We start from the raw sequence: 18,261 nt of genomic DNA on the forward strand, positions 1-18,261 counted from the left end.
ATCTATAAGACTTGCACACTTTCTATAGAAGCAGGTGCTGCTTTCACTTTACCGCCCTCACCAATCCAGGTCCGTTTCCATTGCCCTTGCACTAGCGCGATTAATACGATGCAGATTGCCGCGATTGCACTCAAGATCAAGAAGCCCGGAGTGAAAGAACCGGTAGATAATTTGATATTGCCGAGAATTTTGGGCAGGAAATATCCGCCAAGGCCTCCTGCCGCTCCAACGATGCCTGTAACAACGCCGATTTCGGATCGGAAACGCTGAGGTACAAGCTGGAACACAGAACCATTGCCCATCCCAAAGGCCATCATGGCAATGAACAGCATCACGGTTGTAAGCGAAAGAGCAGGAAGCGTAGAAATACCGGCCATCATGATTGCAACAATCCCGTACAACACCATTAACATGCGTATGCCGCCGATTTTATCCGCGAGCCATCCCCCGACCGGACGGAAGAAACTTCCGCCAATCACGCATAACGTTGTGAAATCGGCTGCTCGAACTGGCGAAAGGCCATATTGCGTATTAAAGAAAATCGTTAAATAAGTAGACATCCCTACGAAACCGCCAAAGGTAACGCTGTATAACATACAAAACAACCAAGAATCTTTTTGTTTCAATACTTTGCCGTATTCGGCAATCGTCTTCGGAGCCGGTTTATTGGGGCTATCTTTCGCCAATATACTGAAGACAACAAGTGTTATTACGATCGGAATCATGGCAATCCCCAAAACAACATGCCAGTCGCCATAATGCTGGGCGAGCCGATTAGCGAACAAAGTAGCGAAAATAGTTCCGCTATTGCCAGCCCCTGCGATGCCCATCGCCAGGCCTTGGTACTGCGGCGGATACCAGCTGCTGGCTAAGGGCAGTGCCGCTGCAAAGCTGGCTCCTGCAATTCCGAGCATCAGTGCCACGAAATACATATCTCCCATGCTGTTCGCGAATTGCCAGCCCCAGAACAAAGGGACTAAGGTTAAGGTAAGTCCAATCTGTCCTGTTAGCTTTGGCCCTATTTTATCGGTCAGAACCCCTAGTACTAATCGAAGAACTGCGCCACCGAGCGTAGGCAATGCAACTAAATTCGCCTTCTGTGCCGCATCCAGATGAAAATCATTGGCGAGAATAACCGCAAGAGGACCAAGTAGGACCCATACCATGAAACTCATGTCAAAATACAAAAACGAACTGAATAACGACCCTTTGTGCCCAACTTGCAAAAAACTCTTCCGATCAACCATGCATTCCCTCTCCTTTATCGAGGCTTTTCGCCTTCTTTTTTCTACCCTACCGTACCTGAGCGCTTTTTGACAAGAAAAGGCCGACAAACTATCCCCAGACATGGTGGGATGCTTATCGGCTTCTTTGCCACTGCTGTCACATCATCGTGAGCAGCATGTTAATTGATAGGGATCAAACAGAACATAAAAAGCCTATCCGGTTACGTAATTGTAAGGGGATAGGCGCCATTGCCTTCGTTAGTGATGCTTAGCGGCACATCATTGTGCCGATTTCTACTTTGATTATAGTATGACACTTTGGTTATGTCAATAAACATAACATATATTTTTCTTTCATGATATCCATTGTGACATATCGACAAATTTCAAGGTCATATGCTATAGTAATGCCGTGCAATCATTCACACAAGCAACAAACCTCACATGAAGTTGCCATATATAAAGCAAACCACGATGGAGGTATTCAAATGTTACAATCATTTATCCTGATCGACGAGTTGCAAGCAGCTCGCTCAGCTACCTCCTCGTCGCCTCATCAGCTGAACTCTTCCTCTTCTACCGAGAAATTCCTGCCTGCCGAGATGCTGAAGGACTTGGGTTTTCGCGTCTACTCGACTGCTGCTGTAAAAGAAATTTCCTTTATCATTCCTAAGGTCGATGCTGTATTATTATCTGTAAGCCCTAGTCAAGTAGAATCCTGGCGCACTCGTGTGTCAGCAATGAAGAGTCTTCCCTTGTTCTGGTGGTGCGACTCCCACACCTTTCCCTCAAATGAATGCGTTATGAATGCTGGCATTGATGGATTGATCGGCTCAACGATGACGCCGCTTGAAGTGCACTGCGCCTTGCTGCTTGGTGTGAATCATTATTTCCAACGAACGGAGTGGCAGCAGGAGCGCGAGCAGCTTCTTTCCAAGCTGGAAGAGCGCAAATGGGTCGATCAGGCGAAGCGGATCTTATGTGAAATTAAAGGCATCTCCGAAGCGGAGGCTTATGACTTTTTGCGTAAACAAGCGATGAATGAACGGAAAAGAATGGTAGACGTTGCTACCTCCATCGTCAAGGTGTATCAAATACTGCAGGATCAGAACCAAGGAGGTCGGAAACGATGATATCTTTACTCAAAGAAGTGGGCCGCGGCAAACGCGGAGCAAGAGATCTGACGTATGAAGAAGCTGCCCAAGCTGCGGAGCTCATTATTACAGGCGCTGCGACTCAAGCGCAAATGGGCGCTTTTCTCGTCGCTGAACGCATCAAAATGGAATCACCTGATGAGATCAAAGCATTCATTCATGCGCTGCGCAAACGAACGAAAGCTTATCCGATTCCCGGCAGCATCGACTGCGCCGGACCTTACGATGGACGAACGCGTACGTTCATCGCTACCTTGCCTACCGCCTTCGTCCTCGCCGCATGCGGTCTTCCTGCCACGCTGCACGGCAGCCCCAGCATGCCGCCCAAATGGGGCATCACGCTGTCGGATGTGCTCGCAGCGCTAGGCGTTCCAGTGCTTGCCGCTTCACGCGAAGCACTCATATCGGCCGCGGCTCGAACAGGTTTCCTGTTCACGCCCACAGAAAGCTGGTGCCCGCCGCTTGGCGAGCTGCGCGTGCTGCGTCAGGAACTCGGACTGCGCACCGTGTTCAATACCGCCGAAAAGCTGCTTCGTTTCACCGAAGCCCCCTATATGGCCGTCGGTGTGTTTCATGGCACTGTGTTCGAGAAGATCACCAATTTATTAATCGAATTAGGCGTTTCACAAGGTATTGTCGTGCAGGGGATGGAAGGCTCGGAAGATCTTTCCGTCGACAAACGTACGCGGACTTATCTCATCCAAGATGGTGTCAGTGAATTATTCATTGTCGATCCGGAAATTTACGAATTAATGGTTGAAGTGCCTGAAGTTGAATGGACAGCTCAGCTGCAAGGCGAAACTGCCCTTGCCGTCCTGCGCGGTGACGCTGAACTTCCTTATTTGAACATGGTGCTGTTGAATAGTGCCGTGCGTTTATGGGTTTCCCAAAAAGCCGGTTCCATCGAAGAAGGCATTTATTTGGCCCGCCATGCTATTGAGCAAGGAACAGCTCTGCAGAAATACAACGAGTGGACAGAAGCCATCAAACTGGTCTCCGCCACCTAATCAACAAAGCCTTACTGCTGCCCTTTACTAGGAATCCTTTGGAATTCCTAGTAAAGGGCTTTTCGCGACTGAGACTACCTTTTTGGCAGGCTCGAGCACGACTCGCTGCCTCCCCCTCTGAGCCGACTTTTATGGACTATCACCTTTTGAGAAGGAAATTTGTCCAAATGTGTCGAACTGTGTCCGGTAACTGTCTTAGTAGGGAAGTGACTTTCATATGTCAACAACTCACCTGTTGTTAACGATCATCATTTATCTTCTACCCGCCATCTATTTCTTCTACTCGTCCATAGAGATTTATCTTCGCAATCGGAAAAGCAAAGTGAATCAGTCTGCCGCCTTATTGGTTGCCTGCTTTGCCGTATTATGCCTGGCACAATTAGTACTGAATTTGGCCCCACCTGCTTTTTCCCCATTTTTTTATCAAACGATCTTTTTTCCCGTTATTTTGATTTCTACCGGCTTGGGGATGAAGTTCTATTTCAACCTTAGCAAGTTTGGACAAAGACTTTCTTTAACGGCCAGAATTATTATTTATTGCTTGCCCTTTTGTCTATTCGCGCCTTTATCTATCTGTACGCCATATCTCGTCAGTGGCTATGTGTTGGATAGCTTATGGATCAAACCCATCCTCGGCTCTTTTTTTCCTTACTTGATGATGATTTTTGTTTTTATGTATTCACTTGTTGAGAACCTTTTACTTATAAGGATGATTCGCTCCACTTCTGGCGGTCATAAACGCAAATATGTCATGCTGATGATCTCCAGCTTCATTACTCTCTTATGGGGGTTTGTGATGTTTATCCTCAGCAATCTGTTCCCTCCATACATCGCCATGCCGGAACTGTCTATACATTCCGTTATTTTCTACGTGATTGCAGTCCGGACGATTGTCAAAAGGTACGATATGCTTCCCAATGAATCTCGCAAATATGAGATGCTGTTTGAACTCGTTCCTTTCGGGGTCGCCCTTCTTGATAAAGACGCGAATATTGTAGAAATCAACGCAGCTGGACGACAAATTCTAACTCCCCCTGACGATGATGGTTCCCATAAAGCGTATTCCTTTCTAGACGCGTATCCCAAAGAGATGCATGCCCAACTTCTAGATTCCTATCGCAAGCAGTTTGATGCCAGGCAATCCTTGCATAACTTTGAAGTCACGAAAATCTCCTTTCGGAATCATCTCCCTATCTCCTTTATGGTGGATACCGAATTTTTGGAAATCGGCGATGAAACATTTGTTTATATGATTTTGCGGGATATCACAGCGCACAAGGAAGCCGAACAACGCATCTCCTTCCTCGCTTATCATGACGCTTTAACAGGTCTTCCCAATCGAAACCTGTTCCAGCAGCGTGTCAACGAATCTCTGTTGCAAGCACAGGAAGAACAGCAACTGCTTGCCGTTATGCTACTCGATCTAGATCGATTCAAAATTGTAAATGATAGCTTGGGGCATCAAGTCGGAGATCGTTTATTGCAATTCGTCGCAGGACTTCTGTCCAAGCCGTTCTACGAAGGCAGCACGGTTGCGAGAATCGGAGGGGATGAATTCCTTATTCTACTTCCCAATCTGCCTGACAAGCAGCTCGGAGTCCAGATCGGCAGCGAGTTGATCGCACGGTTCCAACAATCCTCCTATACGGAAGAAGGACTTGAGCTAAACGTGACTGCCAGTCTAGGCATCAGCTTCTTTCCTGATGATGGCGAGGATGTCTATTCCTTGATCAAAAGCGCCGACATCTCCATGTATCGAGCAAAAGAACAAGGCCGCAATCAAATGGAAGCTTACCAACCCTCTATGAGCCATAAGGCTCACGAACGCCTGAAGCTTGAGCGCAACCTGCGCAAAGCGATTGAACGTGAAGAGTTGGTTCTGTATTACCAGCCGCAAATTGATCTGATCAATGGCCGCGTCTGCGGGATAGAAGCGCTCGTGCGGTGGAATTCTCCCGAACAAGGAATTATTCCACCGCAGCAATTCATTCCCTTCGCAGAAGAGTGCGGGCTCATTGTCCCCCTTAGCAACTGGGTTCTGCGAAATGCCTGCTTGCAAAGCAAACGTTGGCAGGAGGAGGGATTGCCCGCACTGCAAGTGGCTGTTAACATATCTACGCTCCAATTTCATCAAAACCATTTCGCTGGCAACGTGCAAGCCATACTTGAGGAAACCGGTCTTGACCCCAAGTATCTTTGCTTGGAAATTACAGAAAGCGTTGCTGTTCAGAACCAAGAGCAGGCGATTGCTCTTCTGGAACGTCTAACAACACTTGGGATCTCCATTGCCATTGATGATTTTGGAACAGGCTACTCCTCCTTATCCCTGCTGAATAAATTGCCCGTCCATCAGATCAAGATTGATAAATCGTTCATCGGCGATAAATCACCACAAGGCGCCCAGATCGCCAAAAGCATTATATCCTTGTCACGCAGCCTGAATATGAATGTGCTCGCAGAAGGCGTAGAGACGCAAGAACAATACAACTTCTTAATGGAGCATCAGTGCGACAGCATTCAAGGATATCTGATCTCACATCCCATTAGTGCTTCGGAATTCGAAATCTGGCTGCGCGCTAGAATAGAATCCGGCGAACATCAATGACCCCAAAAAAACCAACCTCCAACATCACGATAATCGTGGTGCTGAAGGTTGGTTTAAGCTTTAGTAAAAGCATTGCTGCTAGTTATTTCACTGAATCCGCGACCTGCTTCACCATACCCTCAACGGAGATTAGACCGCCGCCCGAGAGATACCAGTAGTTCGCATCCAGATAGATGATATTGCCATTTTTGAAGGCATTCGTCTTTTTGACAAGTTCATTTTCAATGATTTGCTTGCCTGTCGATTTGCCGTCAACAACTTTACCGCGGTCAACCACGAAGAGATAATCGGGATTTTTCTCCAAAATGTACTCATTGGAAATATTTTGGCCGTGTGTCGATACTTCAATTTTGCTATCTGCTTGTTTGAAGCCAAACACGTCATGGATGATGCCAAAGCGTGAGCCTGCGCCATATGCGCTAAGCGCTGTATCTTGAACAAGGACGATCAGCGCATTTTTACCGCTTGCCGATGCTTTAGTTTGAAGTTGTTTAGCGGCTGTTTCAATTTTAGCAACTTCCTCCGTTGCCACTGCTTCTTTGCTGAAAATTTTGCCTAAGGTTAACGCATTTTCTTTGAATGAATCCATGTATTTCGCGTTATCCACACCCATAAAGATGGTTGGCGCGATTTTGCTTAGCTCCGCGTAGGCTTTCTCTGCACGACCAGAGATAATGATAAGATCCGCTTTGCTGGCATTGATTTTCTCAAAATCCGGCTCGAACAGCGTACCTGCATTAATGTATTTGGCATCTTTGTATTTACTCAGATAAGAAGGCAAGTTCGCTTGCGGAACGCCGGCCACCTCAACGCCCAAACGATCCAAGGAATCCAATACCCCATAATCGAATACGAAAACCTTCTTCGGATTCGTTTTCACTTTCGTTTCACCTAACTTATGCTTGACGGTAATCTCTGTCGGCGCTGCAGGCGTTGCCGCAGCCGTCGCTGCGTTGGTTGCTTGCGGACTCGCTGCCGCAGGCTTCGCAGTTTCTTTATTCGCTTGGTTTCCGCTGCCGCAAGCCGCAACGAAAACCGCGATGATCAATGTTAGTAGGAGAATGGATAATTTCTTGCTCATGACTAGACACCTCTTCTATTATCTTTGTTAGGTAAAATACACGCATATCTTATTTCCGTTAATCTCATGAATCGCAATGTCCATGTCATATATCTCATGAAGGACCGCTGAATCAATCATCTCGTCCGTAGGACCTTCTTTCACCACTTTGCCCTGCTTAAAAGCGACGATGTAATCAGAATAGCAGGATGCGAAATTGATATCATGAATCACGATCACGATGGTTTTGCCTAATTCGTCTGCCAGTCGTCGCAGCACCTTCATAATTTGTACAGAATGCTTCATATCCAAATTATTGAGCGGCTCGTCCAGCAGTATGTACTCGGTATTTTGCGCGATGACCATCGCTATATAGGCCCGTTGGTTCTGGCCTCCGCTCAGCTGGTCCAAGTATTTGTGCTGCATGTCTTCAAGCTCCATATACCGAATCGCTTCGTCCACGAACTGCCAATCTTCTTTGGTCAGCTTGCCCTGCGAATAAGGGAATCGCCCGAAGCTTACCAAATCACGCACGGTCAGACGCACTTGGATGTGGTTGGATTGCTTGAGAATCGCTATTTTCTTGGCTAACTCCTGGCTTTTGGCTTTGGTGACATCCTCACCGTCGATAAGAATTTCACCGCTGTCTATCGAAAGCAGTCGGCTTATCATCGAAATGAGGGTGCTTTTGCCAGCGCCATTGGGTCCAATAAAAGAGGTAACTTTTCCTTTGCCGATTCGAATGGATACATCGTCCACAACGGGGTTGTTTCCGTAGGACTTCGATACATGTCTGACTTCAATCATGACTTATTCTCCCTTAACAGCAGGTATAAGAAGTATACGCCCCCGGCGAAATTGATAATGACCGCAAGTGGTGTAGAAAAGCTGAATATGCGTTCCATAATCAACTGACCACCCACTAACGCAATCATACAAATCAAAATCGAGCCAGGTATCAGATAACGGTGCCGATACGTCTTCATAAACTGGTAAGTGAGGTTAGCCACAAGCAAACCTAGAAAGGTGACCGGGCCGACCAATGCCGTCGCTATGGAAACCAGAACAGAGATAATAATAAGCAGCCGTTTCACGACATATTCGTAAGGAACCCCAAGATTAATCGCATGCTCTCTACCTAAAGAAATGACATCCAGATACTTCATAAATTTCAGGCTGTACAGCACAACGATGACGCTCGAGATAGCCGATATCAGCAATAATTTACTATTCACGGTATTGAAGCTGGCAAAAGAACGCCCTTGTAGAACTGAGAATTCATTAGGATCAATCAGCACTTCCATGAAGGTCGTAAAGCTGCCGAAAAAAGTACCCAGAATGATGCCAAACAGCAGCAAAAAATATAAATTCCGGCCTTCCCTTTTGAACAACAATTTAAACAGCACCAGAGAGAAAAGCGTCATCAGGCCAACCGTGATCGCAAAATTGAGATTCCCATTCGCCGAAAGCGCGCTCTTCGAGCCCAACAGGAAAATAACTGTGGTCTGTATAAGCATATACAAAGCATCTAAACCAATAATACTTGGGGTTAGAATACGATTATTCGTAATCGTCTGAAATAGAATCGTCGAGTAGGCAATCGCTGTACCTGTCAAGACAATACTCATCACTTTGATGCCTCTTCTGGGGAGGACATAATCCCAATTGCCGCCCGCATGCAGGGTCAAAAAGGCAGCAATGACGCCTACAGCTAGGATGGCGAGCAGGCTCAATTTCAATCTAAACGTCATAAGCCTTTCTCCTCATCAGCAAATAAATGAACATTCCGCTTCCGATGACTCCCACCGTTAATCCAATCGGAATTTCGTAAGGATAAATTAGAATACGACCCAGAATGTCGCAGAACAAGACGAACACCGCTCCCAGAAGCGCCGTATGGGGGGCAATCTTTTTCAAATGATCGCCTTGATAAATGGAAACGATGTTCGGGATGACCAAGCCCAGAAAAGGGATGATCCCAACGCTTAAAATATTCACCGATGCGACAACCGCAACGATGACGAGACCCATATTAACAACAAGTCGATAGTTCAATCCCAAATTAGCGGCAAAATCTTCCCCCATACCGGCTATCGTAAAACGATTCGCATATAGGTAAGCAATGACCAGCATCGGAATGCTGATATACAGCAGCTCGTAACGTCCCTTCATGACCGTTGCAAAATTGCCCTGCAGCCAGGAGGAGATATTCTGGATCAAGTTGAATTTATAAGCAAAAAAGGTGGAAATGGACGTCACGACGCTCCCGAACATTAAGCCAACCAGCGGAATATAGATGGTATCCCGAAAGCGTATGCGGTCCAAAATCTTCATAAAGAGATAGGTTCCGGCAAGCGTAAAAACGAAAGCAACTGCGATTTTTTGAAGCGGCGTCGCCTCTGCAAACAACAGCATCGCAACGAGTATCCCCAATCTGGCGCAGTCCATCGTGCCCGCCGTTGTGGGCGATACGAACTTGTTGCGGGTAAGCTGCTGCATCAATAGACCAATGACGCTCATACTAACGCCGGCGATGACGATACTAATCAAGCGCGGGATACGGCTGACCAGCAAGATATGGGCCTGATCTTCTGTTAAATGAAACAAATCAAAGGGTGTAATGCCCTTAACCCCGATAAAAATCGAAGTGATGGATAACACGATGAGGGCAAGCACTAAATATCTTATTTTCATAGCAGATCCTAACGTACCAAATTGTATTCACGCTCTATTCCATGACCGTCAAGCGTTCGCTGGCCGGTATACGTTGTTGTGGAGAAGGGACTTTACCAGGATATCCAACGTGCAAGCTGCCGATTATTCTCTCGTCCGACTTCACCCCGAAGGCTTCACGGAACGACGCCAATTGCAGCAGTGGATACGTTTCCCACACCATACCGATGCCCTGCTCCCAAGCAAGCAATCCGAAATTGTGAATCAAACAGCTTGCCGACGCATAATCTTCCTCCGCAATGGCCGGATTGTCATTCACCTGCAAAACAACCGCGAGGAACATCGGCACCGACATGAATTTATCATATAGTTTTTGACCGATTTCCTGCGCCTTCGCAGGATCTGACTCCTTGGCCGCTCTGAACTCGCGCACGATATCCGCTAATTTGCAGCGGCCTTCGCCCTGAATAATGACGAAACGCCAAGGCTGTGTCATCCGGTGATTGGGTACCCAAACAGCGGTATCCAGCAGCTCCGAAATAAGCTCAACAGAAACAGGTTTATCTTCAAATTGATGAACGGAACGCCGTTCTTTGATAAGTTTAGTTAATTCCATATGTCCCCCCGTCTAGTCATCTGGACTCCCTGAAATTGAGAATCGTTATCAACGTTTCTTATTTTGGCATGATTGTTACCTAACGTGAATGGACTTTCCTGTAATTCGGATGGACTTTTTGTCATCATCATGATTTGGACAATAAATGGTACACCGTTTCATCAATCAAGCTGTCATGCATGGTCGCGTTGTACATGAGCAGACCATGATGACGAATCAGCAAAATATGCTGCCGCTCACGGCTGTGCGCCTGTTTGAGCCGCCGCCAAGAGGCTTCTAGCTGGAGACAATAATCATTGGACAGCGTTGTCGAGACGAAGAACACCACGTTGTCACAATCCATCGAAGCCACCTCGGGAAGCGTGTAGGTATCCAAAAAGGATACCTGCTCTACTGGCTTAGGCGGCGTTATTTTAAGCTCATCATAAAATAAATCCTTGATTTTCTTGCGCGTTAAACCGTATACCCGATAATGCTGTTCCTGAGCACTGACGAGCAGGAAGGGCTTCCCGCCAAGACGTTCTCGAATGTGTTCGCGGGCATTATCCACTTTCATGTCAAAGTAGGTCAGCCAGCGCTGGGCAACACTTGATAGACCCACTAACCCGCTGATTTTGAGCAATGTCTCCTTCCAGGTGAAGTCATGCCAGCGAATGATGACGACTTGCGCAATATCGGCAAGTGTTTCTTGCAGTTCATCAGGAATCGGCCCGCTTATAATGATGTTCGGATGGCTGTTCCGGATTTGTTCGATGTACGGCGTAAGATCTGACTCCAGCCACCAATCCTTGTGCAGACTTACCTTCGGCGTTAACCCCAGCACAGCCAAATCCCCATGAAAAATAGCACAAAGATTAGCAATGCGAATTTGTGCATTTTTCAAATAATCGGAAGGGGATAGACCCATATGCTTTTTGAAAAGTCTGCTGAAATAAAGCTCGTCGGCATAGCCAACGGTGTGAGCAACTTCCGTTATGGAGAAAGCGGAGCTTCCCAGAAGGCTGAGCGAGCGATTCAGACGAATCGTCGTCACAAATTTATGCGGGCTTAAGCCTGTAACCCCTCGAAATGCTTGATAAAACTTGCGGCTCGAGCCTGACAAGCGGGCCATTTCTTCCATATCGATCGTTTGGTTATAATGCTCCAAAATATATTGCTTGGCCTGCTCCACATACTCCACAAGTTCATCATCTACTTGCCTTGGACTTTGCAGGAAGGTCGTGAAGGCGGAAGATATACGGTAGAGATAGGACTGCAGTTGATAAAATAAAGCCGTATCCGGCTGGCCGCAATCGCTAAGGAAATCGGGTATCCAATTGGAAATGTGCGGCATCCGAAAACTGTGCAGCTGCAGCTCACGCTGATTCAAGAAGTCACTCACTCCCCCAGTTCCGCTAACGACAGCAGCAGAAGTCTGGCCGTTCAGAATTTGGAAGCGGATCCAGATCACACGAGCACGATGATTTTCACTATTTTTCAGCGTACATCGGCAATTGGGTGGAACAAAAAACAGCTCACCGGTCAGCACTTTATGCGTACGTCGGTGTTTATTATCCTCCAAGGTTACTCTTAGAAGTTCATCTATCACATAACCAAACGCATAATGCGGTTGGCTGACATGTTCAATTGTCGATTGACTCTCAATCGTTAACTCATCTGTCCCCAAATAATGGAGGGCGCGCGCTTGCGATGATAAGGTTACTGACATTTACGACCACATCCTTGTCACCGTTATAACTACTCTTCTCATCATATTTGATAATGATTCTCATTGTCAAATTGTAACCAACAAGCGCCAACAACGACATGTAAAAAAAAGACTATCGGCCGGTTGGCTTCAATAGTCTTTTTGCTGTGTGCTGTCATCCGATTCTATTTCCCTATAAACTGCTGGGTAAACATCTTGCCGCAAGGACCTCCATTAACAATCCCGATCCCAATATGCGTATAATCCTTGCTCAAGATGTTAGCTTTGTGGCCCGGCGAATTCATTAGCGCCTCATGAGCAGCTTGAACATCCTGATTGCAAGCTATATTTTCTCCCGCGGCATTATAGGTAATGCCGAACTTTTCCATCATATCGAAAGGCGAGCCGTACGTAGGAGAATCATGGGAGAAATAGTTGTTATCGACCATGTCCTGGCTTTTAAGCCTTGCCGTCTTCGTCAGTGCCGCATCCGCAATCAACGGGGACAGCCCTGCAGCCGTGCGCTCCTTATTCACCAGATCGAGCATTTGCTGCTCTTCCGCCGTTAAGCCTGATGTCGGTGGTACCTGAGACTCTGGCGGTGGGCTCGGTGTCGGCGTTGGAGTCGATGGAGCCGGTGTTGGTGATGGGGTCGGCTTTGGAGTCTTAGGGATTTTCAAATTCCCATAAGCCCATAGAATGGACTGCAGTGTTTGATCATCCACATTCCCCGTAACTGGGAGACCATATTTGCTTTGAAATGCTTTCACACCCGCAGCAGTTTGATTGCCGTAATAGCCTGTAATTGGTCCGCCGTAGTAGCCAAGTGACTTCAGCATCCCTTGAACCGCGTAAACATCCGGCCCTTTGGCCCCTTTGCCGTAGGCAAAAGCTGTGCTCGCGGATGAGCAGAACAAGGCGATACAAATAAACAGGATCCAGATATGCTTCTTTTTGCCTTGCAACATGAGTCTACGTTCACTCCCCGTTATCAGCATCATTCGTCGCATCGTGGACGATAAGCCTTAGAGTGACCTATTTCCCAAATAATATCCAGATTTATCTCCAAATTTTGCAATACGTATTGTTGTCTTTTTTGGAAATAATACATTTTAAATAAATTCTGGAGGGATCCGATTTTGAATGTCAAAAAACCAATCAGCTCATCGGAGCTTGGAACGCTTTGGCTTACCTATCAGGAAAAGACACTCATTCTAAGGGTTTTGGAATATTTCATAGAGAAAACAGAAGATCAGGAAGCCAGAAATATTATGGGAGGCTTATGGCAAGACCTCAGTTATTATGTGAATAAAATAAATGAGCTTTTTGAGAATCAAGGCATCGCCATTCCAATTGGATTTGTGAAAGAAGATGTTAACCTGGAAGCGCCCAAACTGTATGACAACGGGTTCGATATCATGTTTCTTCGCGTCCTGAAAGAGATCAGCATGGGGATGTATACCCTGAATATGAATATGGCCTATCATCCGGATGTTATGGATATTTATGAAGGCCTCACCGTTGTCACTCAAAAAACCTATCGAAGATCAACCGACTATTTACTGAAAAAAGGCATTCTTTCTCTGCCTCCGCATGTAACGATGCCGAAAACGATTGAATTTATTGAAAGCAAAAGTTATCTGAATGGATTTAACCTTTTTGGCGATAAAAGGGCTTTGAATACCATTGAACTTGGCGTTCTTCATCATGGCATTGAAACCAACAATGTCGGCATGCAGCTCATTACCGGTTTTGCGCAATGCGCAGACAATAAAGAGGTGAAAGATTTTTTTGTAAAAGGAAAAGAGCTTGCCAAGAAGCAAATTAAAACATTTGAAGAGATCCTTCTACAAAGTGATATTCAGTTCTCAGCCACGTCCGGTTGTACAGTAACCACCTCTACCACGTCGCCATTTTCTGAGAAGCTTATGATGTTCTGCATCTATCTTCTGAATGGGTTCGGTCTGGTAACCAATAGTTTTGGAACTGTTTTTTCGTTAAGAAATGATTTGACTGTGAAAACCGCTTGGATCGCCAAGGACATTTATGTATATTCCCACGAAGGAGTCAAGCTCATGATTAAAAATGGCTGGCTGGAGGAACCACCGCAAATGGAGGATCGACGTCAGCTAATTAATCAGTAATGGGGCATAGGATTCTCTTCCAAAAAGCAAATCAAGCTCAAGGGCTCGATTGCTTTTTTGGTGTCCATAATCTACAAGCACCCTTGAGGATTACAGGGATAGGAGGCTGGCTAGCTCAATAATGCACCGTCCTGCACAAGGACGGCTTGCAGCTCAGCAACGTTAATTTGCGCCGGCTGAACACTATGCTTAATGGCCAGCCCAGCCCCTGAACCTGCTGCTTGCCCCGTAGCCATGCAGCTTGGCGTAAGGCGCGTGGTAGCGAGAGCCTCGTGCGTCGTTGAGATGCAGCGGCCGGCCGTCAGCAAATTCTCAATTTTTTGCGGCAGCAGACAGCGGTAGGGGATATCATAGGCTCCGTCTCCCTTAACCCAAGCAGCGGTTACCCCTTTGCCGGATGGATCGTGGATATCGATCGGATAGCCGCTCCGCGCGATCACATCCTCGAAATGACGCCCTTCTACAACATCACTCACCTGCAGGGCATACTGTCCGTCAATCCGCCGTGTTTCGCGGATCCCGATTTGTGCGCCTACGGAGGAGATCGACGCTTTAGCGAAGCCAGGCAAGTTATTTCTCATAAACTCCGCCACCATCAAAACTTGCTTGCGCCCCAACTCCTCCGCCTCCGTCAAGTCCTCCACATTGGTTCCGTCCAGCCCTTGAACACGCGTCGTATTGACCAGCACCTCGTCATCCTCCGGTCCTGTGAAGAAGAGCACTTGATCACGATTGATTGGCAGATTGGCTTCCTTCCAATGCTTGAAATAACCGAGAACCCCAGATAAAGGCAGATCAGCCAGCTCGGAGAAAGGCGTCTTTCGATAAAATTCATCCGGGTGATCGATCATATACTGTTTCACTGCCGGTAAATTGACCCCGCGCATACGGAATTTCATCGTCATAGGCTGTGTGAGCTTATCGCCGTCACGCCCTTGCAGACAAGGCGCTCCCGATAAATAAGCAAGATCTGCGTCTCCGGTCGTGTCGATGAATACTTTGCCTCGAACATCGATGCGCCCCGACTTCGACGTTAACTGAACCGATTGAATACGGTTATCCACCGTTTCGACTTGATCTACGAAGCTATGAAACAGCAGTTTAACGCCAGCTTCCTTCAGCATATCAACCGCCAGTACTTTATAAATTTCAGGATGATAAGGTGTAATTGTATGTACAAAGCCAACGGTGTCCCTTAGGTGGCCAGGTGACGCGTTCATCGCCATCAGGCGGTCAATAATCTCCTGCGCCAAACCTTTAATCACTTGCTTGCCGTCCGTTGTATGAAAAGTCATCCAAGGATACACCAAGGCAGCGGTGGACATGCCGCCAATAAAGCCGTATTTTTCGATCAGCACCGTCTTGGCCCCGCTCCGGCCTGCCGCAATCGCCGCATTCACGCCAGCCGGCCCTCCGCCTACAACAACGATATCTGCTTCTATGCTTTTGCTCATTTGAATTCACTCCTTTGGGTTTGCTTGATAAGCTCAAGTTGTTGCTTCCCCCAGTATAAATTAAACTAAAGCTTCATTTTAGTTTAAATTTAGTTTAAAAAAGAGCTTATCCCCTAAGCTAAATTTAGTAAGCAAGCGTCGATAGATGATGGGGTTGATTACTTTCATGTGGAATGAAGGGGCTTCCAGATCAGATCAGTTCACCCAAGTGTAAAAGCCTGCATAAATACAGGAATTTCCGGGCGAATTTGGTTAAAAAGTGGAAATGCCTTGGAGATTGTGCAGGCATTTCTATCTTTTTCAGCCGCTCATCCAGAAAAAGCCTCAAAAACCTGCACAAACGCAGGAATTTAACAGTTTCGGCTCTTCCAGGAGCAAAAAAGATGTATAATTGCAGGTTTAGAGAAAGCAACTGGAGCTAGAGTCAGAGAAAGCAGAAGGCTCATCAAGAGATGATCAGAACCCGTACAGCTAATCCGGATGCTACATGTATACGCACGCCCAAACACAAAAAGCTGTCCCACAAGTAGGTTTATCTACTTGTGGGACAGCCCTTCTCATCAGCTGTTTATTTCACTTTGAACTGCAGGGTGAATTCAGCAAGGCTCTTCGTTAAGCTGTCGATACTCGCTACCATGCCAGCAAGCGTTTGAACCATGGAAGACTGATCTTGTACCGTAGCCGTTACTTCTTCCACTGATGCGGAAACTTCTTCACCGGAAGCGGATAAGCTTTGAGCGGATTCAAGCACATCATCTTTATCCTTTTCCATATGCGTGACATCGCTTGCCATCGATTGAATTTGATTCGTAATATCTTTGACATGCGCCAAGATCATCGTGAAGGCTTGCTGCGTTTTGCCTACAAATTCATCTTGTTTCAACGCAATCGTCTGGATTTCACCGACACTTTGGTTGTTCTCGTCAACATGTGAGAGGGTCAATCGAATAATTTCATTAATTTCACTGGACTGTTTGGAGGATTGTTCCGCCAATTTACGGATTTCATCCGCTACCACAGCGAAACCTCTTCCGTGTTCTCCGGCTCTTGCAGCTTCAATGGACGCATTCAGCGCCAGCAGGTTCGTCTGTTTAGCAATATCGCCGATCGTCCCTGTAATCGTCCGAATCTGATTCGAGCTTTCGGCCAACAATCCTGTAATCGCCGATATTTTCTGGACTTCCTGTTCATTTTGATGATTAATATGAATCAAGTTCTCGATGATCTCTTTGTTCGTATCAAACACATCCAGAATAGCTTCCGAGCGCTCCTTCACTGATTGCGTTTTGCTGCCGATCGTTTCCATCTTTTCGCCCAGTTCATAAAATTTGCCGACAATCGTTTCAGTCTCATTCGACTGAGATTCCATAGCTCTGGCAATTTCCATTGTCGTTACGGACGTTTCGTGAATCGATTGAGCCGTTTTCTGGGAAGTTTGTTCCAGCTCGCTCGTACTTGTATTCAACACCTCAATGGACGTGTTCATATGACCGATTAATTCCTTATTTTTCCCCACCATGGTATCAAAGCTGTTCGCCAACACACCAAATTCGCCAACAAACTTTCCTTCGGTTCGAACCGTTAAATCCCCGTCAGACAACTTTTTGAACAACGCTGCCAGCTTCGCAATAGGCGACGTAATGCTTCTGGAGATGAAGATACCTGCCAATAGAGCTATGACCACAGCAGCAATTGTTATCATAACGATTTTGGTCATCAAATCATCCAAAGGTCTTTGAATATCGCTAAAATCATCGGCAACAACAATCATCCAGTCCGCTCTTGGAATCTTGGCATACCGGATATAGGTTTCCGCGTTATCGAGATTCCCCATCAGCAGCTGATCGGTCGCTTTCTGCTTGAGGACATCGGCATATTGCTCAGATTCTAATTTCTTCCCAATCATGTCAGGCACAGTGGAGTGATACACGATTGTTCCTTGACGACTTACAACGAATACCCTGCCTTCGTCGTTGATGGTGATCCCCTTGAGCTTATTGACAAACAGGGACGTATCAATGGTAAGAATGACTACACCAAGTACGGTGCCATCCTCTGCTTTAACGGGTTGCGCGAATACATTGACCAAAGTGCCTGTCGTCTTGGAAATCAATGCGTCGCTGATGGCAAATTTGCCTTGCATAGCCTCTTTGAAATAGTCACGTTCCGAAAGATCCGCTTTCAAGGAGCCCGGATTGTTGCTGGCAATCGTCGTCCCCTTGTTATCTACAAGTGTCATCGTTTGGATACCTTTTGTCCCTTTGATGCTTTCCGCAAGGAAGGCATTCGTCTTGGCTTGCAGCTCATTTTTGGGAGCGAAAAAGTCTTGATCTGACAACGTTTTTTGATTTCTTAGTTTCAATAAATCTTTTAGTTCGCCTTCATTGGATACCAGATAGAGGCTCTGTTCTTCCAACTCTGCTGTTGATTGCAAATATTGCCCGATACGTTCAACGTTGGTATTGATTTCGTCTTTGCTTTTTTTCATTACAATTTGGGACCCGAACCTATAGGTAAATAAGCTCGTTGCCGTTAGCACAAGAATCACTAACAGGCTGATCCATAAAGGCAGTTTGATTTTCAATGATACTTGTGAAAAAGATTTTCTTTGCCTTGAACCTTGTGTTTTTGTCAT

Annotated in this window: 14 protein-coding genes; 4 read left to right on the top strand and 10 right to left on the bottom strand. The window is 46.5% G+C overall.

The features are described from left to right. Positions 1-2 precede the first annotated feature (2 nt). A complete protein-coding gene (locus BC351_RS33435) occupies positions 3-1,247 on the bottom strand; it encodes a nitrate/nitrite transporter (RefSeq protein ID WP_079419202.1) in 1,245 nt (414 codons plus the stop codon). 467 nt (positions 1,248-1,714) lie between these two features. Between BC351_RS33435 and BC351_RS33440 the strand changes: the two genes are divergently transcribed. The 3 genes from BC351_RS33440 (at position 1,715) to BC351_RS33450 (ending at position 5,992) form a co-directional block, all read left to right on the top strand. Then, entirely contained in the window at positions 1,715-2,359 is a 645-nt protein-coding gene (locus BC351_RS33440) for an ANTAR domain-containing response regulator (protein ID WP_244209258.1), read from the top strand. Continuing rightward, positions 2,356-3,387 carry an anthranilate phosphoribosyltransferase gene (locus tag BC351_RS33445; RefSeq protein ID WP_079419206.1) on the top strand — a complete coding sequence of 344 codons (1,032 nt, stop codon included), beginning with the start codon at positions 2,356-2,358 and terminating at the stop codon, positions 3,385-3,387. Before BC351_RS33440 ends, BC351_RS33445 begins: the two co-directional genes overlap by 4 nt. A gap of 217 nt (positions 3,388-3,604) precedes the next feature. Then, complete coding sequence (locus tag BC351_RS33450; protein WP_079419208.1) at positions 3,605-5,992, top strand: EAL domain-containing protein; 2,388 nt, start codon at positions 3,605-3,607, stop codon at positions 5,990-5,992. A gap of 82 nt (positions 5,993-6,074) precedes the next feature. Here the strand turns inward: BC351_RS33450 and BC351_RS33455 are convergent, their stop codons facing one another. From BC351_RS33455 to BC351_RS33485, 7 genes are all read right to left on the bottom strand, one after another. Continuing rightward, a complete protein-coding gene (locus BC351_RS33455) occupies positions 6,075-7,073 on the bottom strand; it encodes a siderophore ABC transporter substrate-binding protein (protein WP_079419210.1) in 999 nt (332 codons plus the stop codon). A 27-nt stretch (positions 7,074-7,100) separates the two neighbouring features. Further along, on the bottom strand, positions 7,101-7,859 hold the full coding sequence (locus BC351_RS33460; RefSeq protein WP_079419212.1) for an iron ABC transporter ATP-binding protein: 759 nt from the start codon (positions 7,857-7,859) through the stop codon (positions 7,101-7,103). Next, complete coding sequence (locus BC351_RS33465) at positions 7,856-8,803, bottom strand: iron chelate uptake ABC transporter family permease subunit (protein ID WP_079419214.1); 948 nt, start codon at positions 8,801-8,803, stop codon at positions 7,856-7,858. Before BC351_RS33465 ends, BC351_RS33460 begins: the two co-directional genes overlap by 4 nt. Continuing rightward, positions 8,793-9,746, bottom strand: a complete 954-nt coding sequence (locus tag BC351_RS33470) for an ABC transporter permease (protein WP_079419216.1) — start codon at positions 9,744-9,746, stop codon at positions 8,793-8,795. Before BC351_RS33470 ends, BC351_RS33465 begins: the two co-directional genes overlap by 11 nt. 34 nt (positions 9,747-9,780) lie before the next feature. Beyond that, positions 9,781-10,341 (bottom strand): nitroreductase family protein, encoded by a 561-nt coding sequence (locus BC351_RS33475; RefSeq protein WP_079419218.1) that lies wholly within the window; start codon positions 10,339-10,341, stop codon positions 9,781-9,783. Between the two features lie 127 nt (positions 10,342-10,468). Then, on the bottom strand, positions 10,469-12,049 hold the full coding sequence (locus BC351_RS33480; protein ID WP_079419220.1) for a helix-turn-helix domain-containing protein: 1,581 nt from the start codon (positions 12,047-12,049) through the stop codon (positions 10,469-10,471). A 164-nt stretch (positions 12,050-12,213) separates the two neighbouring features. Further along, positions 12,214-12,996, bottom strand: a complete 783-nt coding sequence (locus BC351_RS33485; RefSeq protein ID WP_079419222.1) for a peptidoglycan-binding protein — start codon at positions 12,994-12,996, stop codon at positions 12,214-12,216. 171 nt (positions 12,997-13,167) lie between these two features. Between BC351_RS33485 and BC351_RS33490 the strand changes: the two genes are divergently transcribed. Further along, entirely contained in the window at positions 13,168-14,172 is a 1,005-nt protein-coding gene (locus BC351_RS33490) for a DUF3231 family protein (protein WP_079419224.1), read from the top strand. Positions 14,173-14,282: 110 nt separating this feature from the next. Here BC351_RS33490 and BC351_RS33495 read toward each other — a convergent pair whose 3' ends face one another. Further along, positions 14,283-15,626 carry an FAD-dependent oxidoreductase gene (locus BC351_RS33495; protein WP_079419226.1) on the bottom strand — a complete coding sequence of 448 codons (1,344 nt, stop codon included), beginning with the start codon at positions 15,624-15,626 and terminating at the stop codon, positions 14,283-14,285. 568 nt (positions 15,627-16,194) lie between these two features. Next, a complete protein-coding gene (locus BC351_RS33500) occupies positions 16,195-18,261 on the bottom strand; it encodes a methyl-accepting chemotaxis protein (RefSeq protein ID WP_079419228.1) in 2,067 nt (688 codons plus the stop codon).

It is taken from the genome of Paenibacillus ferrarius (genome assembly GCF_002027705.1).
GTDB lineage: Bacteria > Bacillota > Bacilli > Paenibacillales > NBRC-103111 > Paenibacillus_E > Paenibacillus_E ferrarius.